22 protein-coding genes and 1 tRNA gene are annotated in these 22,152 nt (G+C 70.9%); 9 read left to right on the top strand and 14 right to left on the bottom strand.

Annotated elements, in window-relative coordinates:
- Positions 1-85 precede the first annotated feature (85 nt).
- From IT072_RS04555 to IT072_RS04540, 4 genes are read left to right on the top strand one after another with little or no spacing between them, the layout of a single operon-like run.
- On the top strand, positions 86-1,171 hold the full coding sequence (locus IT072_RS04555) for a Gfo/Idh/MocA family protein (protein ID WP_263282072.1): 1,086 nt from the start codon (positions 86-88) through the stop codon (positions 1,169-1,171).
- A complete protein-coding gene (locus IT072_RS04550; RefSeq protein ID WP_223360896.1) occupies positions 1,168-1,905 on the top strand; it encodes a ThuA domain-containing protein in 738 nt (245 codons plus the stop codon). Before IT072_RS04555 ends, IT072_RS04550 begins: the two co-directional genes overlap by 4 nt.
- A gap of 58 nt (positions 1,906-1,963) precedes the next feature.
- Complete coding sequence (locus tag IT072_RS04545; RefSeq protein ID WP_223359724.1) at positions 1,964-3,019, top strand: Gfo/Idh/MocA family protein; 1,056 nt, start codon at positions 1,964-1,966, stop codon at positions 3,017-3,019.
- Positions 3,016-3,810 carry a YqaJ viral recombinase family protein gene (locus IT072_RS04540; RefSeq protein WP_442786798.1) on the top strand — a complete coding sequence of 265 codons (795 nt, stop codon included), beginning with the start codon at positions 3,016-3,018 and terminating at the stop codon, positions 3,808-3,810. The genes IT072_RS04545 and IT072_RS04540 overlap by 4 nt, the downstream gene beginning before the upstream one ends.
- On the opposite strand, the gene IT072_RS04535 is transcribed toward IT072_RS04540, so the two are convergent.
- Positions 3,804-4,514 (bottom strand): DUF998 domain-containing protein, encoded by a 711-nt coding sequence (locus IT072_RS04535; protein ID WP_223359722.1) that lies wholly within the window; start codon positions 4,512-4,514, stop codon positions 3,804-3,806. The two genes, IT072_RS04540 and IT072_RS04535, sit on opposite strands and share 7 nt — an antisense overlap.
- 180 nt (positions 4,515-4,694) lie before the next feature.
- On the opposite strand from IT072_RS04535, the gene IT072_RS04530 reads away from it, so the two are divergent.
- Positions 4,695-5,663: an NADP-dependent oxidoreductase gene (locus IT072_RS04530; protein WP_223359721.1), complete on the top strand. Its 969-nt coding sequence runs from the start codon at positions 4,695-4,697 to the stop codon at positions 5,661-5,663.
- A gap of 9 nt (positions 5,664-5,672) precedes the next feature.
- Here IT072_RS04530 and IT072_RS04525 read toward each other — a convergent pair whose 3' ends face one another.
- The 7 genes from IT072_RS04525 to IT072_RS04495 form a co-directional block, all read right to left on the bottom strand.
- On the bottom strand, positions 5,673-6,212 hold the full coding sequence (locus tag IT072_RS04525; protein ID WP_223359720.1) for a GNAT family N-acetyltransferase: 540 nt from the start codon (positions 6,210-6,212) through the stop codon (positions 5,673-5,675).
- A 93-nt stretch (positions 6,213-6,305) separates the two neighbouring features.
- The gene (locus IT072_RS04520; protein WP_223359719.1) at positions 6,306-8,300 is read right to left on the bottom strand and encodes a S53 family peptidase; all 1,995 of its coding nucleotides are present in this window, start codon (positions 8,298-8,300) and stop codon (positions 6,306-6,308) included.
- A gap of 226 nt (positions 8,301-8,526) precedes the next feature.
- Positions 8,527-9,216, bottom strand: coding sequence for a 50S ribosomal protein L1 (gene rplA / locus IT072_RS04515; RefSeq protein WP_223359718.1), 690 nt, complete (start codon positions 9,214-9,216; stop codon positions 8,527-8,529).
- Between the two features lie 92 nt (positions 9,217-9,308).
- Positions 9,309-9,740, bottom strand: a complete 432-nt coding sequence (gene rplK / locus IT072_RS04510; RefSeq protein ID WP_223359717.1) for a 50S ribosomal protein L11 — start codon at positions 9,738-9,740, stop codon at positions 9,309-9,311.
- A 101-nt stretch (positions 9,741-9,841) separates the two neighbouring features.
- On the bottom strand, positions 9,842-10,762 hold the full coding sequence (nusG, locus tag IT072_RS04505; protein ID WP_223359716.1) for a transcription termination/antitermination protein NusG: 921 nt from the start codon (positions 10,760-10,762) through the stop codon (positions 9,842-9,844).
- Between the two features lie 55 nt (positions 10,763-10,817).
- Positions 10,818-11,090, bottom strand: a complete 273-nt coding sequence (gene secE, locus IT072_RS04500; RefSeq protein ID WP_223359715.1) for a preprotein translocase subunit SecE — start codon at positions 11,088-11,090, stop codon at positions 10,818-10,820.
- A gap of 42 nt (positions 11,091-11,132) precedes the next feature.
- Positions 11,133-11,205: transfer RNA gene (locus tag IT072_RS04495), tRNA-Trp, on the bottom strand.
- Positions 11,206-11,574: 369 nt separating this feature from the next.
- Between IT072_RS04495 and IT072_RS04490 the strand changes: the two genes are divergently transcribed.
- Complete coding sequence (locus IT072_RS04490; RefSeq protein ID WP_223359714.1) at positions 11,575-12,453, top strand: hypothetical protein; 879 nt, start codon at positions 11,575-11,577, stop codon at positions 12,451-12,453.
- 38 nt (positions 12,454-12,491) lie between these two features.
- Here IT072_RS04490 and IT072_RS04485 read toward each other — a convergent pair whose 3' ends face one another.
- Both IT072_RS04485 and IT072_RS04480 read right to left on the bottom strand, forming a co-directional pair.
- Entirely contained in the window at positions 12,492-13,184 is a 693-nt protein-coding gene (locus IT072_RS04485; RefSeq protein ID WP_223359713.1) for a LuxR C-terminal-related transcriptional regulator, read from the bottom strand.
- Positions 13,181-14,371 (bottom strand): ATP-binding protein, encoded by a 1,191-nt coding sequence (locus tag IT072_RS04480; protein WP_223359712.1) that lies wholly within the window; start codon positions 14,369-14,371, stop codon positions 13,181-13,183. The genes IT072_RS04485 and IT072_RS04480 overlap by 4 nt, the downstream gene beginning before the upstream one ends.
- Positions 14,372-14,486: 115 nt before the next feature.
- On the opposite strand from IT072_RS04480, the gene IT072_RS04475 reads away from it, so the two are divergent.
- The 3 genes from IT072_RS04475 to IT072_RS04465 all read left to right on the top strand — a co-directional run bounded on the left by IT072_RS04475 (position 14,487) and on the right by IT072_RS04465 (position 18,875).
- Positions 14,487-16,076, top strand: coding sequence for a PspC domain-containing protein (locus tag IT072_RS04475; RefSeq protein ID WP_223359710.1), 1,590 nt, complete (start codon positions 14,487-14,489; stop codon positions 16,074-16,076).
- 8 nt (positions 16,077-16,084) lie between these two features.
- Positions 16,085-16,510, top strand: coding sequence for a hypothetical protein (locus IT072_RS04470; protein ID WP_223359708.1), 426 nt, complete (start codon positions 16,085-16,087; stop codon positions 16,508-16,510).
- A gap of 268 nt (positions 16,511-16,778) precedes the next feature.
- The gene (locus tag IT072_RS04465; protein WP_223359707.1) at positions 16,779-18,875 is read left to right on the top strand and encodes a RecQ family ATP-dependent DNA helicase; all 2,097 of its coding nucleotides are present in this window, start codon (positions 16,779-16,781) and stop codon (positions 18,873-18,875) included.
- A gap of 58 nt (positions 18,876-18,933) precedes the next feature.
- On the opposite strand, the gene IT072_RS04460 is transcribed toward IT072_RS04465, so the two are convergent.
- From IT072_RS04460 to IT072_RS04445, 4 genes are all read right to left on the bottom strand, one after another.
- Positions 18,934-19,641 carry a hypothetical protein gene (locus tag IT072_RS04460; protein WP_223359705.1) on the bottom strand — a complete coding sequence of 236 codons (708 nt, stop codon included), beginning with the start codon at positions 19,639-19,641 and terminating at the stop codon, positions 18,934-18,936.
- Between the two features lie 99 nt (positions 19,642-19,740).
- Positions 19,741-20,898, bottom strand: a complete 1,158-nt coding sequence (locus tag IT072_RS04455; RefSeq protein ID WP_223359703.1) for a UDP-N-acetylmuramate dehydrogenase — start codon at positions 20,896-20,898, stop codon at positions 19,741-19,743.
- The gene (locus tag IT072_RS04450; RefSeq protein ID WP_223359701.1) at positions 20,895-21,335 is read right to left on the bottom strand and encodes a MaoC family dehydratase; all 441 of its coding nucleotides are present in this window, start codon (positions 21,333-21,335) and stop codon (positions 20,895-20,897) included. Before IT072_RS04450 ends, IT072_RS04455 begins: the two co-directional genes overlap by 4 nt.
- Positions 21,332-21,781 (bottom strand): MaoC family dehydratase N-terminal domain-containing protein, encoded by a 450-nt coding sequence (locus tag IT072_RS04445; protein WP_223359700.1) that lies wholly within the window; start codon positions 21,779-21,781, stop codon positions 21,332-21,334. Before IT072_RS04445 ends, IT072_RS04450 begins: the two co-directional genes overlap by 4 nt.
- Positions 21,782-22,152: the final 371 nt, after the last annotated feature.

Here is a 22,152-nt window from a genome sequence, read left to right as displayed (position 1 = left end):
CATCGCATCCTCCTCCTCCGGCACCGGCGCCGGACGCCCACTGCGCGCCGGAGTCATCGGCCTGGGCTGGGCCGGGCAGCAGCACATGGACGCGTACGCGACGCTGCCGGGCGTCGAACTCGTGGCCATCGCGGGCATGGAAGACGGCCCGCGCGACGAGCTCGGCGAGAAGTACGGTGTCGGGCGCCGCTACCGCGACTGGAAGGAGCTCGTCGCCGACGGGGGTCTCGACGTCGTGAGCGTGGCCGTGCCGACCTTCCTGCACGCCCCCATCGCGGTCGGCGCCCTCGACGCCGGCATCCACGTGCTCAGCGAGAAGCCCATCGCGCGCACGGCCGCCGAGGCCCAGGACATGGTGGACGCCGCCCACCGGGCCGGACGCGTGCTCGAGGTCGCCTTCAACCACCGCCGCCGGGGCGACATCGAGGCGCTCAAGGCGGCCATCGACGACGGCCAGATCGGGCGCCCGTACCACGCGCGCGCCATCTGGCTGCGGCGAGCGGGCATCCCGGCGCTCGGCAGCTGGTTCACCAACCGCGAGATGGCCGGCGGCGGCCCCCTGATCGACATCGGCGTGCACGTGCTCGACTACGCGCTGCACCTCTTCGGCGAGCCGGTCGTCACCACCGTGTCCGCCGTGACCCACTCCGAACTCGGCATCCGCGGGCGGGGCGGCTCGGCCGGGGCCAAGCAGCACGTGGGCTCGGCCTACGAGGTGGAGGATCTCGCCAGCCTGCTCCTGCGACTCGAGGGCGGCGGCTCGATCGTCCTCGAGACCAGCTGGGCGGCGTACCGGCCCGCCGGAGACGAGTTCGGCATCACGCTGTACGGCACCGAGGGCGGGGCCGATCTGCGGGTGGTCGACTACGCACCCGCCGGAGAGCTGACGATCTTCACCGGCGAGGGTGAGGAGACGGCGGATGTGCGGGTGGCGGCCGATCCCGGCCGGGGCCACATCGCCGTCGTCGAGACGTTCCTCGAGCATGTCGCCGACGAGGCGAACTGGGCGCACTGGGACGGCTCACTGGCCCTCGACCGCGCCCGCGTGATCGACGCCGCATACGAGTCGGCGCAGCGCGGGGCCGAGGTCCGGCTGCAGCCGTCCACTCAGGGTGCCGACGAGCCCGTCGACGCCACCACCACCTCCGCCACCGCACCGAAGGGAGCCTGAGCGTGTCCGCACTCCGCGTCACCGTCTGGAACGAGGGCGTCCACGAGACGACCCAGCCCGAGATCGCCGCCCTCTACCCGGACGGCATCCACGGCGCGATCGCCGCGGGCCTGCGCGAGCTGCTCGGCGAGGAGGTCACCGTGCGCACGGCGACCCTCGCCGACCCGGAGCACGGGCTGAGCGAAGCCGTGCTCGGCGAGACCGACGTGCTGCTCTGGTGGGGCCACATCGCGCACGATCAGGTCTCCGATGAGGTCGTGGAGCGGGTCCGCGAGCACGTGCTCGGCGGCATGGGGCTGATCGTCCTGCACTCCGGTCACTTCTCGAAGATCTTCATCCGCATGCTCGGCACCACGTGCTCCCTGCGCTGGCGCAACCCCGAGGGCGGCGAGCGCGAGCTGGTGTGGAACGTGAATCCGACCCACCCCATCGCGGCGGGCGTCGACCAGCCGATCGTGATCGAGGCGCAGGAGATGTACGGCGAGTTCTTCGACATCCCGACGCCGGACGACCTGGTGTTCATCAGCTCGTTCACCGGCGGGGAGGTGTTCCGTTCGGGTGTGACCTTCACGCGCGGGCGCGGCAAGATCTTCTACTTCTCCCCCGGCGACCAGGAGTACCCGGTGTACTTCCACCCCCAGGTGCGGCGTGTGCTCGCGAACGGCGTCCGCTGGGCGGCGCCGGTCGAGGGCGCCCGTGTCGCCCCGGCCGTCTCGAACCCCGAGCCGGTCTAGCGGCCGCGCCACGCACCGGCCCAAACCTCCTCCGATCGCCGCACGGCAGACTGAGCACATGACGGACGCGCTCTCGCCCCTCCCCGCACCACGGCATCCCGATCCCGCCGACGCCCCGCCCCTGCGCTGGGGAGTGCTCGGTCCGGGCGTGATCGCCGCCGACTTCACGAAAGCCCTGCACGCGCACACCGCCCAGCGGGTCGTCGCGTGCGGGTCACGCTCCGCGGAGCGCGCCGCCGCCTTCGCCGCGACGCACGGTGTGGAACGCGCGCACGCATCGTACGAGGCGCTCGTCGCCGACCCGGGCGTCGACGTCGTCTACGTCGCGACGCCGCACTCCGAGCACCTGCAGCACGCGCTCCTCGCGATCTCGGCGGGCAAGCACGTCCTCATCGAGAAGCCGATGGCCGCGACCGCAGGGCAGGCGCGGCGTATCGTCTCCGCGGCACGGGAGGCCGGTGTCTTCGCCATGGAGGCGATGTGGACCCGCTATCTGCCGCAGACCGACATCGCCCGGCGGCTGCTCGACGACGGCGCACTCGGCGAGCTGCGCGTGGTGACGGCGGACTTCGGCGGCAACGCGACCTACGACGCGGCGGGTCGCCTCTGGAACCCGGCGCTGGCGGGCGGCGCCCTGCTCGACCTCGGCGTCTACGTCGTGTCGTGGGCGTCGTTCGCCCTCGGCGCTCCCGCCGGCATCATCGCGAGCGGCACCCTCGCCCCCTCGGGCGTCGACGAGCAGGCGGCGCTGGTGCTGAGCACGATCTCCGGGGCTCAGGCGCTGCTCAGCACGGGACTGCGCGCGGGCACTCCGTCGCTCGCCACCATCAGCGGAGTGGACGGGCGGATCGAGACGGATGCGCCGTTCTGGGGTCCGAGCGGCCTGCGTGTCCACCGGGCCGACGGCTCGCTGGCCGCCCACTGGCGCGATCCGTACGGCCGTCCCCACCTGCAGGGGATGTCGTACGAAGGCGCCGCTCTCGCCCGCTACGTATCCGAGGGTCGGACCGAGTCGCCCGTCCACCCGCTGGACGAGGCCGTGTCGACGCTGGAGACCATCGACGAGGCGCGTCGGCAGCTCGGCGCCGCGGGCGTCGACGTGGGCGTGGGCTGATCGCCGGAGTCGCCGGGGCGGGGCACAATGGAGGGGTGCTCGACCACGCCCCGCTCCGTTCCGCCGACCTCTACCGGCCGGGCGTGCTGGCGGATCTCGAGCCGGTCCGCGCGGCCGCTCCGGCCCCTGTGCCCGTGATCCCGGCGGTACCCGGGCAGACGGGACATCTCGCGCGCGTCGTCGCGCGCTCCAGCGACCGCGTCGGCTGGCTGCGCGCGCGGAGCCGTGGCATCACCGCGACGGATGTCGCCAAGCTCTCGACCCCGCGTTCTCTGCGGGCGGCCGTGTACGACAAGCTGCACGGCAGCGGGTTCTCGGGCAACTCCTTCACCCAGCACGGGCGCGTGCGCGAGCCGGAGATCGCCGCCTGGGTCGCGGCCACGCACGGCATCCAGCCCTCCGACGCCCTCTTCCACGCCGAGCGGGACCGCCGTCACCTGGCGACGCCGGACGGCCTCGCGGTGCGAGCGGACGAGCGCATCGAGCTCTGCGAGATCAAGACGACGAACAAGCCGTTCCGCAGCATCCCGCGCAGCTACCTGCGGCAGATCTGGTGGCAGCAGTATGTGCTCGGCGCCGAGCGCACCCTTTTCGTCTGGGAGCAGCACGACGGGTTCGTTCCGCTGCACGACGAGCCGGAGTGCCGCTGGGTCGACCGTGACGAGAACGAGATCGCGAAGCTGGTGACGCTCGCGGGCGACCTCATCGAACTGTTGCGCCAGGCCACCGCGCCGCCGGCGGCGCCCGCACCGGCAGAGGCGGTGTCCACCCCGCTGCCGACGCTCTACTGAGCGGTGGCGGGCTCCTCGGAGCGCAGCGGCGTCCGCACCAACGCCAGCGAGTAGACGGCGATCCACGCGATCGCCACGGTCGTCCCGATCAGCTCCAGCCATGCCCCCACGTCGGTCGCCACGTGCACGATCGCCAGCATCCCGCCGACGATCGTGATGACGGCGACGGCGACGCAGCTCGCGAGGGAGAACCGCGCCACCCGCGGCAATCTCGCGGCGAACGCCACCTGCAGCATGGCGAAGCAGGCCGCCGCGAAGCCGAGCACCGCCGACACGGTGTGGGCGAGGTCCTGACCCGTCGACCGTGGATCCGCGAGGGGGACCGGACAGTTCGCCGTGCACGTGACCTGCGACGCGATGACGAAGCACAGCGCAGCGACGCCGAGGCTGAGCGCCGGTGCCCAGCGGTCGAGCAGGCGGACCCGCGAACGCACGTGCCCGCTCGCCGACGCGATCGAGAACCCGCCCGCGGCGATCAGCAGGAGCGCGATCCGGAACATCCCCGCGGTCGGAGCGCCCTCTGCACCCAGTTCGCTGACGTACACCGGGTACGCGACCGTGAGCCGCGCCGCCCAGATGATCGTGAGGCCCCCGAGGACGCAGATGGTGCCGATCGCGAGCAGGACGGGCACGGCGCGCTGCCACCCGCGGACCAGGGGCGGCGCCGCGAACGGCTGGCGCACGATGCGCAGGAATCGCTCCACGCGGGCTCCTCGGTTCGGGGTCGAAGCATCCTAACGTGACGTCGACTGGAAACGACCTGGGGGTATCCGAAACAGAGTGTTCACATGCGGTGACCCCGACGTAACACCGGTGACGCAATCCCGGGATTGACTGGTGACGAACCGACCGCACCACCGGTGGGACCGACGAGGGGACGATGAATGCCGAAGACGATGCGGGCCGCGCTCCTGGACGCCGCGGGCGGACCGGAGGCGCTGCGGGTCGGCGAGACAGCGACCCCCGACCGCGTGAACGCCGAGTTCCTCGTCAAGGTCGTCGCGGCCGGCGTGAACCCGATCGACGCGAAGACCCGTGCCGGCCGCGGGGTGTTCGAGGCCATCCACAGCTTCCCCGCCGTGCTCGGCCACGACTTCAGCGGAGTGGTCGTGGAGTCTCCGTACAGCGCGCATCCCATCCGGCCGGGGGACGAGGTCTTCGGGATGGTCATGGTCCCCCGCTTCGGCGGCTCGTTCGCCGAGTACATCTCGGTTCCCAGCCTCAGTGTCGTGCGCAAACCGGCCACCCTCTCCCACATCGAGGCGGCGGCCGCGCCGCTCGCCGCACTCACCGCGTGGGGGATGGTCGTGGAGGTCGCCAAGGCGCACGAAGGGCAGCGGATGCTCATCCACGCGGGCAGCGGCGGCGTCGGCCATTTCGCCGTGCAGTTCGCCTCCTACTTCGGTGCCCACGTGATCGCGACCGCGTCCGGGTCGAAGGCGTCCTGGCTGCGCTCGCTCGGGGCCTCCGAGGTGGTCGACTACACGACGACCCGCTTCGAGGACGCCGTGCGCGAGGTCGACGTCGTCATCGACCTCGTCGGCAACGTGCACGACGACACCGGCAGCCGCTCGCTCGAGGTCCTCCGCCCCGGCGGGCTCATCGTCAACGCCCCCACCGGGAGCTGGCCCGGCTTCGCGGACGAGGTGGCGGCGGCCGGGATGCGGGGCACCCACTACAAGGTGGCGCCCGACGGCAACACCCTGTCGGTGATCGCGCGTCTGCTCGAGGCGGGGAACGTGCGCGTGCACGTCGACGAGATCTTCGCCCTCGACCAGATCGCCGACGCGCACCGCGCCGTCGAGGGCGGCCACACCCGCGGCAAGGTCGTGGTCAAGGTCGCCGAGGGCTGACGCCGCCCGTCAGGCGACGCTCGACCGCTCCATCACCCAGTCGTCCTCCCAGCGCTCACCGACGAGGAACCGCTTGGAGCCGACCCGTTCGAAGCCGTGCTTGCGGTAGAACCGTTGCGCCCGCGCGTTCTCCTCGTTGACGCCCAGCCACATCGCCCGGGAGCCTGCCTCCTCGGCAGCCCGCACACTCTCGGCCATGAGCCGGCCGGCGACACCGTCGCCGTGGTGGCCCGGCAGCACGTAGCACTTGCTCAGCTCGGCGGTGGGGCGCACGCGGATCGCCCGGCGCACATCCTCGTCCTCCGGCTCCCCGAAGACGATCATCGTGTAACCGATGACCTCCCCCGACGCGTCCTCGGCCACGAGGAGGCGACGGCCCGGGTCGGCGAGATAGCCGGAGAACCGCTCCTCCGAGAGGACGGTCGCGATGAAGTGCGCCTTCGCCTCGTCCGGCGTGTGCGGGGGGCAGGCGAGCGGGAAGGTCACCGCGGCGACGGCGGCCACAGCCGCGGCGTCCTCCACCAGGGCGGTGCGGATGGTCACGGTCATCGCACCAGGGTAGCGCTCCCGTCGCCCCGCACGACGAACCGGCCGCCCCGGGGGAAGGGGACGGCCGGCCGGCGCGCGGTGACGGGTGCGCGGCTAGTGCCGGCCCTGCGCCACCAGGCTCAGCAGGTCGAAGGACACGTCACCGAGCCCGGTCACGGGGTCGTACCCCTTTGCCGTCTTGAGGGTGGTGTCCTGGTCGAACGAGACCAGGAAGCTGTTGCCGCTGGTCTTGCTGGTGTACGCGACCGCCTGGGTCGGGTTCTGCGGCAGCACGTCGCGGAAGCTGTTCGGCAGCACCCGCTTGACCGCGTAGAGCGTCGGGTTCGCGAACCCGATCGTCGTGTGCGTCGCCTGCTGCACGATCGCGATCTGCGCGGCCACGATCGGCGAGGCCAGCGAGGTTCCGCCGTAGGTCTCGTTCACGTAGTCGCCCACGGCGAGCGTGTCGTCGTCCACGATCGGCCGCAGCCCGATCAGGAAGCCCGTGTACGGGTCGGCCAGGGCCGAGACATCGGGCGAGACCCGCTTGCCGGAGGCGAGGGCCGCCGGCACGATGCCGCGCTGGTAGTCCGGCTGCGCGAAGACGGCGCTCGTGCCGCCTCCCGCGCCGCCGACGAAACGGCTGCCGGGGAGCGGTTCGGTGTAGCTCAGCGTGCCGTCGGCATTCTTCACAATCTGGTCGACGGTGTCGCCCCAGCCGGTCTCGAAGGCGATCTTGCCGTTCTTGTCGATCGCCATGCTCGTGCCGCCCACGGAGGTGACCCACGGCGAGGACGCCGGGAAGTCCGGCGACGCGTAGCCGAGGTTCGCGACCTCGTCGCCGTTGTCCCCGCTCGAGAAGTAGAGGCCGATGCCCTCGCCGGCGGCCTGCAGCTGCAGGTTGACCTCGCCCTGGATCACGTCGGCCGGGACCGCCTCGCCGACGTTGCCGTAGCTGTTGCTCACGATCGTCGCGAGCTTGTTGTCCAGGATCTTCGACATCGCGACGTCCAGACCGCCACCGCAGTTCGTGCCTCCCACATAGAGGATGCGCGCCCCGGGTGCGATCGCGTGGACCGACTCGACGTCGAGGGTCTGCTCGCCCTGCCAGCCGCTGGGGTACTGGCACAGCTCCTGATCGGTGAAGTCGCTCGCCTTGGGCACGAGCTGCTGGTACGACGAGTTCGTCAGACCGGGCTCACCGTTCTGTGCGGAGTAGTCGTTGACGTCCTTCACGATGCTCGGGCTGGCGTACGCGTCGATGATGGCGACGGTCTGACCGGTGCCGTTCGTACCGCGCCTGTTGAGGTCGCTGAGGCCGTACGCGCTGCGCAGCTGCTGCGGGGTGTAGCCGCAGTTGTAGGTGCTGTACTTCGTCTGGCCGTTGTACGCCGCCGGCACGGTCACGGTGTTCTCACCGAAGTAGTGCGAGCACGGCGTCGTGATGACCGGCGCCGCGGCCACCTTGCGCGACAGCTGCGGCTCTCCGGAGGACCCGAGGTCTCCCTGCTGGATCGAATCCGGGCGGGTGAGGGTGCGCGACTGCTCGACGCTCACGCCCGAGACCTTGGTTCCGATCGACGCGGGCAGCGACGGCGCGGTCGCCGGCGCGATGAGCTGGCGTCCCGCGTAGTTGAAGGAGTGGAGGGAGGTGCCGAAGATCGAGCCGATCTGGTCGGGCGTCCCCCGGAAGACGACGTACTGACGGCTCGCGGGAACCGCGGTGATCGTGAGGCCGGCGGTGGTGAGGAAGCTCACCACGGCGTCCGAGTCCGCCTGCGTCGGCGAGAACCGGCCGATCCACTGCGCCGGGCTGAGCGCCTTGCGGTAGCCGGCGATCGCCGGGTTCGAAACCTGCTTCGCGAGGGTCTCCGCACCCTTCTGGTCGCGCAGCGGGAGGTAGATCTCGCCTTCGACCGTCGTATCGGCGGGTGCGGCGCCCGCGTCGTTGGCGGCGGTCGCCCACGAGGGCACGGAGTCGGCATAGGTCACCCGGTCGGCGGCGGTGGCCGCGGAGGTTCCCGCCAATGACAAAGCCACCGTGGCGGCCACGGTGGCGATGATTCCGACGACCCTCTTGTGGAGGGATCGTGTGGTGCGAGGAGTCATGAAACGTCATCCTTCACTCGGACGGACTCGGCAACGAGCCAGCGCGCGGCGCGCGCCAGGGCGAGCGTAAACCCCGTAGATCTGCCACACAAGATGGGGTAGACGGGTCTGTCGCGATACTTACCGAATGTGTACGTTCTCTCAGGATCGGACCGACGTCCCAGGAACGCCGAAGGGGCCGGTCCGGCTGCTGCCGGAACCGACCCCTTCGTGAGTCTCGCGAACGTCAGATCGCGTTGACATCCAGCGGGATGCCGGGGCCGAACGTGGTCGACACGGCGCCCTTCTGGATGTAGCGGCCCTTGGCTGCCGACGGCTTCAGACGGACGACCTCTTCGAGGGCGGCCTTGATGTTCTCGTCGAGCTGCTCCTGGGTGAAGCCCGCCTTGCCGACCACGAAGTGGACGTTGGCGTGCTTGTCGACGCGGAACTCGATCTTTCCGCCCTTGATGTCGGAGACGGCCTTCGCGACATCCGGGGTGACCGTGCCGGTCTTCGGGTTGGGCATGAGGCCACGCGGACCGAGCACCTTTCCGAGACGGCCGACCTGGCCCATGAGCTCCGGAGTGGAGACGGCCGAGTCGAAGTCGGTGTAACCGCCGGCGACCTTCTCGATCAGCTCGGCGCCGCCGACCTCGTCCGCGCCGGCGGCGATGGCCGCCTCGGCCGCAGGGCCGGTCGCGAAGACGATGACGCGCGCGGTCTTGCCGGTGCCGTGAGGAAGGATGACGGTACCGCGGACCATCTGGTCCGCCTTGCGCGGGTCCACACCGAGCTTCAGCGCGACCTCGACGGTCGAGTTGAACTTGGCGGAACCGGTCTCCTTCGCGAGGGCGACGGCCTCGGTCGGGGTGTAGAACTTGCCGGCCTCGATCTTGTCGGCCGCGGCCCGGTAGGCCTTGGACTTCTGTGCCATGAGTTTTCTCCTAACGAGAATGTGGTGCGAGCCTGGCCGGCTCTGCCACAGTGATGCCTTTCGGCGGAGGTGTGGGGGTGGGCTGTCGGGGCTTACGCCTCGACGGTGATGCCCATCGAACGGGCGGTGCCGGCGATGATCTTCGACGCGGCGTCGATGTCGTTCGCGTTGAGGTCGACCATCTTCTGCTCGGCGATGGCGCGCACCTGGTCCTGGGTCAGCTTGCCGACCTTGGTGGTGTGCGGAACGCCGGAGCCCTTGGCGACGCCTGCCGCCTTCTTGATGAGCTCGGCCGCGGGCGGGGTCTTCAGGACGAACGTGAACGAACGGTCCTCGTAGACGGTGATCTCGACCGGGATGACGTTGCCGCGCTGCGACTCCGTCGCGGCGTTGTACGCCTTGCAGAACTCCATGATGTTCACGCCGTGCTGACCCAGGGCCGGGCCGATCGGCGGGGCCGGGTTGGCGGCGCCGGCGTTGATCTGAAGCTTGATCAGACCGGTGACCTTCTTCTTCGGTGCCATGTCTCTTCCTTCTTTGTGTATTCGAGCGGCGACGGATCGCTCCGCGACGCTCTCCCGGTTTCTCGGCCCTTCCGAGACCCGGTGATCTGAAAACTAGGGGGTCAGAGCTTCGTGACCTGGTCGAAGCTCAGCTCGACCGGGGTCTCGCGCTCGAAGAGCGAGACGAGGACGGTGAGCTTGCCGCTCTCCGGCTTGATCTCGCTGATCGATCCGGGCAGGCCCGCGAACGAGCCCTCCTTGATCGTGATGGTCTCGCCGATCTCGAAGTCCACCTCGGCCGGGATGACCCGGGCAGTGGCCTTCTGGCCCTTGGCGGCGCCCTTGACCGGCGCGGCATCGACCTGGACGAGGCTCTTCAGCATCGAGAAGGCCTCCTCGAAGCGCAGCGGCGTCGGGTTGTGCGCGTTCCCGACGAAGCCGGTGACGCCCGGCGTGTGGCGGACGACCGACCAGCTGTCCTCGTTGAGGTCCATGCGCACGAGCACGTAGCCCGGGATGCGCACGCGGTTGACCATCTTGCGCTGGCCGTTCTTGATCTCGACCACGTCCTCCATCGGGACCTGGACCTCGTAGATGTAGTCCTCCATGCTCATCGAGACCATACGGTTCTCGATGTTGGACTTCACCCGGCGCTCGAAGCCGGCGTAGGAGTGGATGACGTACCACTTGCCGATCTTGCTGCGGAGCTCGGTGCGGAACTCCTCGTACGGGTCGGTGGCGACCTCGTCCTCGTCTTCCACGGCCTCCTGAGCAGCCTCGGCTTCGTCGTCGCTGTCGACCTCGAGAGCCTCGTCGACGGCCTTGTCGGCCTCGGGGTCGACGGCCTCCGCCATCGCGTCGAGCACGGCGTCGAGGTCGATCTCCGTGCCGTCCTCCGCCACGATGTGCAGCGCCTCGTGCTCGGCGGCGTCCGACGCGTCCTCGTCGTGCTCCAGCACGTTGCCGGTCTGCGCCTCGTCGTCTTCGGAGGACTGCTCGGCAGCGGTGGCCCAGTCCACGTCGTCGCGATTCGTCTCAGACACTGAATTCATTCCATTTCTGTCGGGGAGGCCGGTGTTCCGGCCGAGCCGGTCGGCTCTAGGTGGGGTTGCCGAAGACCCAGACAACACCCAGGCCGAACAGCCAGTCGAGGAGGGACACGAGCGCCATCATGATCACCACGAAGACGAGCACGACCCCTGTGTAACTCAGGAGCTCCTTGCGCGTCGGCGTGACGACCTTCTTGAGCTCGCCGATGACCTGGCGGATGAACAGCGCGATGCGCGCGAAGGGGTTGCGCCTCTCAGCGCGCTCCTTCTTCGCGTTGGCGACGATGTCCTCGCTCGGCTCGTCGATAACTTTTCGGGCCACCTCGTTACACCTTTCGTGGGCCGACATCGGAATGTCGACTTGCAGGGCGGACAGGAATCGAACCTGCAACCTGCGGTTTTGGAGACCGCTGCTCTGCCAATTGAGCTACCGCCCTAGGGAAGACGAACCCGCGAGCCCTCCGCGACGTTCCCGATCAAGGCTAGCCGATCACGCATCCGAATGTGCTCCGGATGCCTGATCACAGCTCGGCAGGACTGCCGTCGCCGTCACCGAAAAAAAGGCGCAGAAAAGCTTGGCAGATTCAACCACCGCGTCAAGTGTACGTGACGCCGCACCCGCTGCGCAAAAGCGCCCGCCTCCTCGCTGCCAGCCTCGGTCCGATCCGGCGCGAGACGTCACAGAGCGCCGATTTCCCCCGCCGCCTCCACTCCATCGGGGCGTGTCGTGACGTCTCACCCGATTCGTCGAGCGGGAGGCTGTGGACAACCCGTTCAGGCGCCCATCGGCACGGGAGAGTGGGGCCATGAACACCGCACTCCCCACCGACCTCCGCCGCCGAACCCTCTCCGTCCGCGAGGCGCGCAGCCTCGGCGTCAGCCCCAAACGACTCCGCGGACCGGGGGTGGCGCGCCCCTTCCACGGCGCGGTCACGACCGCTCCGCCGCAGACACTCGACGAGCGGTGTCGCGCTTTCCTTGCCGTGGCGCCGCCCGGCGCGTTCTTCTCGGGCCCCACGGCGGCTGCGCTGCACGGCCTCCCGCTCCCGCGCCTCCCCTCGGGGCTCCACGTGTCCGTCCCCGCCCCGGCCCGCGCGCCGCGCAGAGCTGGCGTGCACGGGCACTCGGTGCGTGTCGCCTTCGGCGACGTGGTGGTGCAGGACGGCCTGCAATTGAGCGCGCCGAGCCGCGCCTGGTGCGAGCTCGCCGGAACGCTCGCCCTCGAGGATCTGGTCGTCGCCGGCGATGCCCTGCTCCGGAACTCCGGCGAGCGCGACCCACGACGATCACTGCGAGCCGCGCTCGATCGGTCGGTGGCCAGACGGGGGCGACCCGACCTGGTCAAAGCCCTCGGACTGCTGGATCCGCGGGCGGCGACGCCGGAGGAGTCGCGGCTGCGATTCCGGCTCGCGGACGCCGGCATCATCGGTTACGAGACCGCCTTCCCCATCCGCACCGGCTCCGGTCGCGCACACCCGGGCGGGCTGGTCTTCCCCGAGCGCCGGGTGATCCTCGAGTGTCGGCACGGACGGACGCAGACCGATCGGGATGCGCGCGACACGACGGAGCGGAGGCTCGACCTCCAGGCGCACGGCTGGACGATCGTCGAGCTCGGCCCGCACGACCTCGCCGATCCGGGGATGCCGCGACGCGTGCGCGCGATCCTCGCCCGGGCGAGGCGATGAGCGCCCGAGGAGGGCTCGCGATCACGCCGTGGGGGCGACTACAGCAGCTTTCGCTCCAGAGCCCAGGCCGTGAGCTCGTGCCGCGACGAGAGCTGCAGCTTGCGCAACACGGCGGAGACGTGGGTCTCGACGGTCTTGATCGAGATGAACAGCTCGGAGGCGACCTCCTTGTAGGCGTACCCACGGGCGATCAATCGCATGACCTCGCGTTCGCGCGCGGAGAGCCGGTCGAGCTCCTCGGTCGACTCCGCCTGCTCGCCGGCCGCGGCGCCGAAGGCGTCCAGCACGAACCCGGCCAGCTTCGGCGAGAAGACGGCGTCTCCGCCGGCGACCGCCACCACGGCGTCGCTGACCTGCCCGCCCGAGCTCCCCTTGGTGAGGTAGCCGCGAGCACCCGCTCGGATGACACCCACCACGTCCTCCGCTGCATCGGAGACGCTCAGGGCCAGGAAGCGTGTCCGCGGACACTCCGCCGCCGCACGACGCAGGACCTCCGCGCCACCCCCTCCCGCGCCGCCGGGGAGGTGAACGTCCAGGAGCACGACGTCGGGCTGGGAGCGCACGATCGCCGTGACGGCGGCCTCCACCTCGGCGGCCTCTGCGACGACCTCGAGACGCTCATCGAGGTCGGACCGAAGCCCGGATCGGAAGATGGAGTGGTCGTCGACGATCACGACGCGGATGCGCCCGGCGTCGGCGCCCTCAGAGGTGTCGCCGGTGTCGTCTGTCATGGTTCCTCACTCGCGAACTCGATTCTCAGGTGGACCTCGGCGCCCGTCGGGCGCGAGGTGACGGTCGCCGCCCCGCCTGCGCGGCGCATCCGGCCGATGATGGACTCCCGCACACCCAGTCGGCCCTCGGGCAGGGCGTCGACGTCGAAGCCGCTGCCGCGATCGCGCACGAAGACGTCGGCGCAGCCGGTGCCGCCCTCCACGTACACCGAGACCTCGCCGCCCGCGTGCCGGGCGGCGTTGAGCATCGCCTCACGTGCAGCCGCTCCGAGCTCGGGCGGTGCGTTCCGCACCGGCTCGCCAACGGAGACGATGTCGAAGTGGACCGAGTGGTCGATCTCCAGTGCCGCCGCGACGTCGCGCAACTCGCCCGCGAGATCCGCGTCCTCGCGCTCCGCCGCGTGCGCGCCATCGGCGTACAGCCACTCCCGCAGTTCGCGCTCCTGGGCGCGGGCGATGCGGCCCACCTCGCTCGAGGCTCCGGCCCGATTCTGGATCAGGGCGAGGGTCTGCAGCACGGAGTCGTGCAGATGGGCCGCCATCTCCGCCCGCTGCTCCTCCTTGATACGCGCCGTGCGTTCCGAGATGAGCTCCCGCCACAGACGCAGCGCCCACGGCGCGACGAGCACGGCCGCCCCGGCGAAGGTCGCCGCGATGATCCCGATCCAGAGCGGGCCGGAACTCCTGGCGCTCTGGAGAACGCTCAGCACGAGAGCGACGATCACGAGGAAGGCTCCGGCGGCGACGCGGAAGGCCGTGGCGGAGAACGGGATCGGGAGCAGGCTGTCGTCCTCGACGAGCTGGTCCCATGCCACCGCGGCCACGAGCAGGAGGATGGCGAGGATCAGGAAACTGATTCCCGCGCCGACGGCTCCATCGGCCACCAGCACGACCGAGACGACTCCAGAGGCCGCCCCGGCGATCCCGAAGAGCCAGGGGATGTTGACCCGGCGGCGCACTCTCTCGACCGCTTCCCCGTCGATCGGCGACCGCAGCGGCGTGAGCGCCCAGAGCCACAGGTAGAAGAGGATCCCCGCCCCGCCCACGAACGACGTGCCGACGAAGATCCACCGCACCGCGGCGACCGGCCAGCCGAGGTGGTCGGCGAGCGCCTCGCTCACTCCACCGAACACGCACTGGCGCGGCCGCGCGAGAGGCGTCCTGGCAGCGGGAGCGGTGGGGGTCATGACCAGAATCCAAGCAGACCAGGAGGCCCCCGGACAGCCCACGGCCCGGGTAATCAGGGTCCGTTCAGGGTGTCACCCCATGTCGCGCCGCTCACCCGCGAGCCAGGATCGAAGCATGTCACAGAACGACTCCACCACCACACCGCCGCCCTATGGCGGGCCGAGCACCGGGCTCTCGGGCCGCGGCGGCCGCTTCTTCGACTGGATGCGCAGCCTCGGCGTCGTCCGAGCGGACGGCTGGGTCGGCGGCGTGTGCGCCGGCGTCGCCTATCGGCTCGGCATCGACCCGCTGATCGTCCGCGGCATCGTCGTCGTGGCCGCCATCCTCGGCGCGCCGGTCGTGCTGATCTACGCGCTGGCCTGGGCGTTGCTGCCCGACCGCGACGGACGCATCCACCTCCAGCGCCTCTTCGAGGGCGACATCGAGGCCCCGATCGTCGCCATCGGCGTCCTGCTCGTCTTCTCGTTGCTCCCGTGGTCGAGCGGCCTCGGCTGGTTCGGCGGAGGCTTCTGGGACGACTGGGGCTGGGCGCAGATCGTCGGCAGGGTGTTCTGGACGCTGCTCGTGCTCGGGCTCGTGGCCGGACTGATCGTCTTCGCCGTCCGTGCCGCCGACAAACGGCCGACAGCCCACACACCCGAGGCGTCCGCGCCGTCGCCGGACTCCGACGCGACCGCTGCCGCGAGCGCCGCAGCCACCACGGCCGCCCCCGCCGAGGACATCGACCGGGCAGCAGTGGACAGTACCGAAGCCGTCGCCCCGACCGTCGCACCGGAACCCGGCGCAGCAGTCCACGGGGCGCCCGCCCCGCCCCTCGACATCACGGCCGAGCCCGTCGCCCCTCCCGCGCCCACCATCGGGGCGAGCCAGCAGGAGGTCGCCGACTGGCAGCGCCGGCAGGCCGAGTGGAAGGCGGACCACGCCCGCTGGAAGGCGCGCCTCGCGGAGGACATGCGTGCCGTCAAAGCGCAGCGATCCGCCGAGATGCGGTCCCAGGCCGCGGCGGCGAACGCGGCGGCCAACGCCCGCCGCGCCGCCTACCGGGCGGCCAACCCCCGCGTCGGGGCCGCCCTCGGCTGGCTCACCGTCGGTCTCGCCATCATCGCGGGGGCGGCCGTCTCCGCCCTCTGGATCCCGCTGACCGGCTCGTCCGGTTACGCCGTCACGGCAGCGCTCGCCGCCGCGACCCTGATCTTCGGCGTCGCCGCGCTCGTGGCCGGCCTCGCCCGTCGACGCAGCGGATTCTTCATCACGTTCGGCATCATCCTGGCGGTGATCACCGCTCTCACCGCCGTGCTGCCCGGCGGGGCGCGGGCGGGCTTCTCCGCCTCATCCGTCGTGGTGGGAGCGGACCGGACCCTCACCCCGGCGGCGGACGCTTCCTATGTGCAGGGGTGGGGGTCGACGACCATCGATCTGACCGACGCGGTGACGGCCCCCGGGACCCCGGAGATCGAACTGGCCAAGGGTGCCGACCCCACGACGGTGATCGTGCCGGCCGACGCGACGGTCCGCATCGAGGCCGCCACGGCGTCCACGGTGACCGTGGCCGACCCCTCGGGGACTGAGCGCGTGCACCGCTGCCAGGCGCGACCGCTCGGGGGGTGCAGCGCGAACATCCTGGTCGGGCCCGCCGGCTCCCCCGCGGCTGTCGTCCGCATCGCCCAGATCGACGAAGTGCTCGTCCAGCGCGAGCAGAAGTGAGGAACACCATGACCACCGACGAGACCCCCCAGTCCGAGTCCGCCGCGGGTACCCAGCCCACCGTCCCGCTCGCCGACCAGACCCAGCCCACGACCCCGCTCCCCGGCCAGACCCAGCCCACGACCCCGCTGCCCGCCGAGCCCTGGCTCACCCCGCCTGCCCCGGCGGGCTGGGCCCCGACCGCCTCCGCGCCCGGCCGCTCTCCGATCCGCTGGGGAGGCGTCGTGTGGGGCCTCCTGCTCGTCGTCTTCGCCGCGAGCACGCTGTTCGTCCTCTCGGCGCCGGAGCGTCTGGCCTCCGTGGAGGTCTGGCTCGCCGCTCTGACGCCGGGGACGGCCTGGGCGCTGTGGCTGGCCGCGGCCGGCGTGCTGATCGTGGTGTTCGCACTGCTCGGCGCGATCCGATCGGCGCAGCGACGCCGTCAAGCGGCATGACGGGGCGGGGCTGACACCTCCCCGGCGGGCGGTCTCCGTCCGGGGTCTCCGTACGACGTGCAGCTCGTTCGAGGCGTTGCGCGAAGTGGACGTCGAGATCGCGGGACTGATCGTCTGCCGCTGGATCCGCACGGACGGCTGAGCCCGTGGACGCTGCGCCGCGGGCGCGTCCGGCGCATCGTTCTGCACAGACGGAGGTCCGCTCGCCTTCTCCACGGATCCACGCGCCCGCCGTCCGGCCGTCGGCCGCCTCTGGAACGATGGCTGCATGAGCACCACCAGAGACCTCGCCGTCGCCAGCCTCCGAGCCCTCGTCGGTCGCGACGACGCGGACTTCCATTCGGGACAGTACGAGGCGATCGCCGCCCTCGTCGACGAGCGGCGACGGGCGCTCGTCGTGCAGCGCACGGGCTGGGGCAAATCCGCGGTGTACTTCGTGGCCACGATGCTCCTGCGGCAGCGTGGCGCGGGCCCCACGATCCTGGTGTCCCCGCTGCTCGCGCTCATGCGCGACCAGGTGGCCGCCGCCGAGCGGGCCGGGGTGCGCGCGGTGACCATCAACTCCGCGAATCGGCACGAGTGGGACGACGTGGCCGCACGGCTCCGCGAGGACTCCGTGGACGTGCTGCTCGTCTCGCCGGAGCGGCTCAACAATCCGGATTTCCGCGACCAGCATCTCCCCGACCTGATCGCGCGCAGCGGGCTCCTGGTCGTCGACGAGGCGCATTGCATCTCGGATTGGGGCCATGACTTCCGCCCCGACTACCGGCGCCTCCGGGAGCTGATCGTGGCGCTACCGAACGGTGTGCCCGTCCTCGCCACGACCGCCACCGCGAACGAACGGGTGGTCGCCGATGTCGTCGAGCAGATGGGAGCGGGCGACGACCAGGCGGAGGTGCTGACCATCCGCGGGCCGCTCGCACGACGTTCGCTTCGGCTCGGGGTCCTGACCCTGGAGGACGCGACCGCCCGGCTGGCGTGGCTTGCGAGCAATCTGGGGGGCCTGCCCGGCAGCGGGATCGTCTACACACTGACCATCGCGGCGGCGGAGGACACCGCACGGGTGCTCCGCACGGCCGGCTTCGAGGCGTACGCGTATACCGGGCAGACGGATACGGCGGAGCGAGAGGACCTCGAAGGCCGGCTGAAGCGTAACGAGGTGAAGGTGCTCGTGGCCACGAGCGCTCTCGGCATGGGCTTCGACAAGCCCGATCTCGGTTTCGTCGTCCATCTGGGCGCGCCGTCCTCTCCCGTCGCCTACTACCAGCAGGTGGGCCGCGCGGGCCGGGCGACGGACAACGCGGACGTGCTGCTGCTCCCCGGCCCTGAGGATCGCGCCATCTGGCAGTACTTCGCCACCGCCTCGATGCCATCGGAGGAGAAGGCGGCGGCCGTGCTCGACGCACTGTCGCACGAGGCGCAGTCGACGCGGGCGCTCGAGAGCCGCGTCGACCTCAAGGCGTCGACGCTGGAGCTCCTGTTGAAGGTCCTCGACGTTGACGGGGCCGTACGGCGCGTGTCCGGAGGATGGGTTTCCACCGGGCGTCCGTGGGTGTACGACCGGGAGCGGTACGAGCGCATCGCCGCCGCCCGTGAATCGGAGCAGCAGGCGATGCTCGAGTACGAGCGGACCGCTGCCTGCCGCATGCAGTTCCTGCAGGAGGCACTGGACGACCCTGCCGCTGCTCCCTGCGGCCGCTGTGACAACTGTGCGGGAGCCTGGTACCCGGACGCCATCGCCGCTGACGCGTCCGGCACGGTCTCCGCGATGCTGGACCGCGTCGGCGTGGAGATCGAACCGCGCAAGCTCTGGCCGACCGGCGCGGATCGGTTGGGGGTCGCGATGCGAGGCCGGATCGCGCCCGCCGAGCAGCTCGCACCCGGTCGCGCGCTCGCCCGGCTCACGGACCTTGGATGGGGCAACAGGTTGCGTGACGTGCTGGCACCTCAGGCACCGGATGCGGTGTGCCCGCCCGAGCTGCTCGGCGCCTGCATCCGCGTCCTCGCCGACTGGGGATGGGAGGAACGACCGGTCACCGTCGTCGCCATGCCCTCCCGCCGCCGGCCGCGGTTCGTCGAGTCACTCGCCCGCGGCTTCGCGGACGCCGGCCGGCTCCCCTTCCTCGGCTCGCTGACGCTCCACGGCGGAGGACCGACCGGCGATCCCGGCGGGAACAGCGCATTCCGCCTCGCCGCCGTGTGGGACCGCTTCGGCGCAGACGGGCTCGACATCCCGGCCGGGCGGCCCGTCCTCCTGGTCGACGACCTGGTCGACAGCCGGTGGACGATCACGGTCGCCGGCCGTGCGCTCCTCGAGGCCGGGGCCTCCGCCGTCCTGCCGTTCGCCGCCGCGCTCCGTGGGTGAGGACGCGCAGAGTCGAATCCGGCGACCGGATCGCAGGAGTGGCCTCGGCGCTGGCGCGCTAGATGAAGTCGCCTCCGCCGAAGTCGCCTCCGCCGAAGTCTCCCCCGCCGAAGTCTCCCCAGCCGCCTCCGCTATCGCCCCAGCCGCCGCCGTCGCCCCAGCCACCGGCGTCGCCGCCGGCGTCGGCACTCGACGTCTCGGCTCCGGCAGTCTCGGTCGATCCCGGGCCGCCGTCGCCGGACGGATCGGCACCGGACGGTTCGGCACCGGAGCCGTCCGCGCCCGCCTGGCTGTCGAGGGGCGACGGAAGGAAAGCGCTGACCAGAGCCGATCCGATGACGTAGCCGGCGACGCTTCCGAGGAGGGAGGTGGCGAACATCCCGCCGAGGCCCATTCCGCCACCGGCGCGACCGCCGAGCGATCGTTCGAGGGTGCCGGGCTGACGCAGCTCCGAGCGCGTGGCGGCCTGAGCGAGCGAGCGCGGGTCGTCGCCGCGCGGCTGCTCGCCGGCCGGCGCGTTCTCGCTCAGCTGCTGGAACAACAGTCGGCGCTGCTCCGACGTGAGCTTCGTGAACGCCTCCTCGTGCACCTGTTCGATCGTCTCCGGCGGGGCGGTGCGCAGCAGATAACGGTAACGCTCGACGGCGATCTCGTCCTCGCTGCGGGCGGCCTGCGGCGCGGTTTCCGACGCCGTCTGCGCGGCGGGCGTCTGCGGCGGCAGAGGGCGCGGCTCTTCACGTCCGAGAAGGCGGTCGAGGAATCCCATGGTCGTGCCCCTTCGATCGACGGCTCTGCGGGTGCGCCGTACGACGAAGAGCCTACGAAGTCTGCGTGTGAGAACTCTCAGAGAGTGCCATGGGAGCGCTTACAGCACGAGCCCGACGAGGATCGGCTCCGGCCGGAGCAGGACGCCGAAGTCGGACTGCACCCGGGCCTGGATGAACGACGCGAGCTGGACGACGTCCCGGGCCGTTCCTCCACCGCGGTTGACGATCGCGAGCGTGTGCTTCGAGGAGATGGCAGCGCCGGAGCCCGGCAGGGCGAAGCCGCGGCGGATGCCGGCGTTCTCGATGAGCCACGCGGCGGAGAGCTTCACGTCGTACGGGCCGTCGGCCAGCGGCGGGATGTCGAGAGGATGCACGCCGCCGGGTCGGAGCCCGATGACCGCATCCGGCTCCGGCGGGGTCACCGGCCAGCGCGGCGCCGACGCCGGCAGCGACCGCGCGAAGCTCTCCGACACGATGGGGTTGGTGAAGAAGCTGCCCGCGCTGACCGAATCCGGGTCGGCCGGATCGAGGACCATGCCCTTCGACGAGCGGAGGGAGAGCACTGCGCGACGCAGCTCCGCGATCGGGACGCGGGAGCCGAGCGGGACGCCGAGGGCGTCGGCGAGCTGGGCGTACGCGACCGGCGCGCTCTGCGGGGCTCCGACACCGCCGGGGACGGTGCCGTCGATCAGCTGGAGATCCACGGAGAGGACGACCCCCTGGAGGCCCCCCTTGAGCACCGACATGCGATAACCGAGGCCGAGCTCCGGTTTCGTGAGGGTTCGCACTTCGCCGGATTCGTAGTCCAGGAACTCGACGCCGAGGAGCGCGGACTCGATCTCCTGACCGTACGCGCCGATGTTCTGCACCGGCGCCGCGCCGGTCGAACCGGGGATGCCCGAGAGTGCCTCGATTCCGGACCAGCCGTTGCGGACGGTGAGCGCCACCAGGTCGTCCCACGGCTCCCCCGCCTGCACTCGCAGCCGCACCAGTCCGTCCGGGGCGGGAAGGCGCTCCACACCGCGCGTGACGATACGGAGGACGGTGCCGTCGAACCCGTCGTCGCTCGCGATCGTGTTGGACCCGCCGCCGAGGAGCAGCCAGTCGTCACCGCTCACCCAGGTGTCGAGCGCGGCGGCTACGAGCGCATCGCGGTCGCCCGGTGCGAGCAGGCGCGACGGCGCACCGCCGACCCGCATCGTGGTCAGCTCCGAGAGCGCCAAGGCCGACGGTGCGGTCGGCTGGGGATCGGTCATGCCAGCGAGACCCGCACCTGTGCCTTGCCGAGCACGGTCTCCCCGTTGAACGTCGTGGTCAGGTCGACGCGGGCGGTCTGCGCCTCCGCGTCGAGCTGGCCGATCTTCGCGGTGACGGAGACGGTGGCGCCCGAGACCGGGTCGACGACGATCGGGCGCGTGAAGCGCACCTGGTAGTCGGCCACGCGGGCCGGGTCGCCGGCCCAGTCGACGACCGGCTGCACCGCGAGGCCCATGGTGAGCATCCCGTGCGCGATCACGCCCGGGAGTCCGACCGAGGCGGCGATGTCGTCGCGGTAATGGATGGAGTTGAAGTCGCCGGACGCGCCTGCGTAGCGGACCAGGGAGTCGCGGCTGAGCTCGTAGTCGCGCTCGGCGACCACGTCGCCGACGGAGAGGGACGCGAAGTCGGGTGCGGTGGAGGTGTGCGCGGTCATGACTCGTCCCCTCGAACGACCAGTGTGGAGATGGAGGTGACGACATGCTCGCCCGCCGCGTCGTTGATGACCGTCTCCGCGGTGACCATGGAGTGTGCGCCGAGCGATTTCACGGCCGTGACCGTGAGCGTGCCGGTCAGCTCGTCGCCGGCGACCACGGGGCGCGAGAACGTGAACCGCTGGTCCCCGTGGACGACCCGGCTGAAGTCGATGTCGGCCTCCGGGTCGGCGAGCAGCTGATCGAGCGACAGCTGCTGGACGACGATCGAGAACGTCGGCGGCGCGACGAGGTCGTCGTGACCGGCGGCCCGCGCGGCATCGAGGTCGAAGGAGGCGGGGTCGGTCGCGAACACGGCGCGTGCGAACTCGCGCACCTTCTCACGCCCCACGAGATAGGGGGCGGTCGGGGGGAACGCACGGCCCTGGAGAGCTGGATTCACTGGCACCCGTCGATTCTACGGTGACAGACAAAAAGGGAGCCCCGGCATCAGGCCGGGGCTCCCTCTTACGTGTGGTCGGCGCCTACTGGCAGCTGTCGCACTGCAGCAGGTCCATCGGGTCGACGGGAACCGCGTAGCCGCCGACGCTGTCGTTTTCGTAGTCCATGATGGCCTCCCCTGAAGTCTCGTTTTTCACCGCTTCGCGCGGTGTTCACCCACTATATAACCCTAATGACACGATTGTCATTCCACTACATGTAGTGTTTTCCAACTTTTTCGCCTCAACCCCCATCGTAGGGCCCACCACCGACATCGATAGGTCTCAGCTCCGGCGACAGTTGTCTCACGCTGTCGTGTCGTTGTCGCAGGTCAGGTGC

The sequence above is a fragment of the Leifsonia sp. ZF2019 genome (assembly GCF_019924635.1).
GTDB lineage: Bacteria > Actinomycetota > Actinomycetes > Actinomycetales > Microbacteriaceae > Leifsonia.
This window is presented reverse-complemented; position numbering and strand designations above follow the sequence as displayed.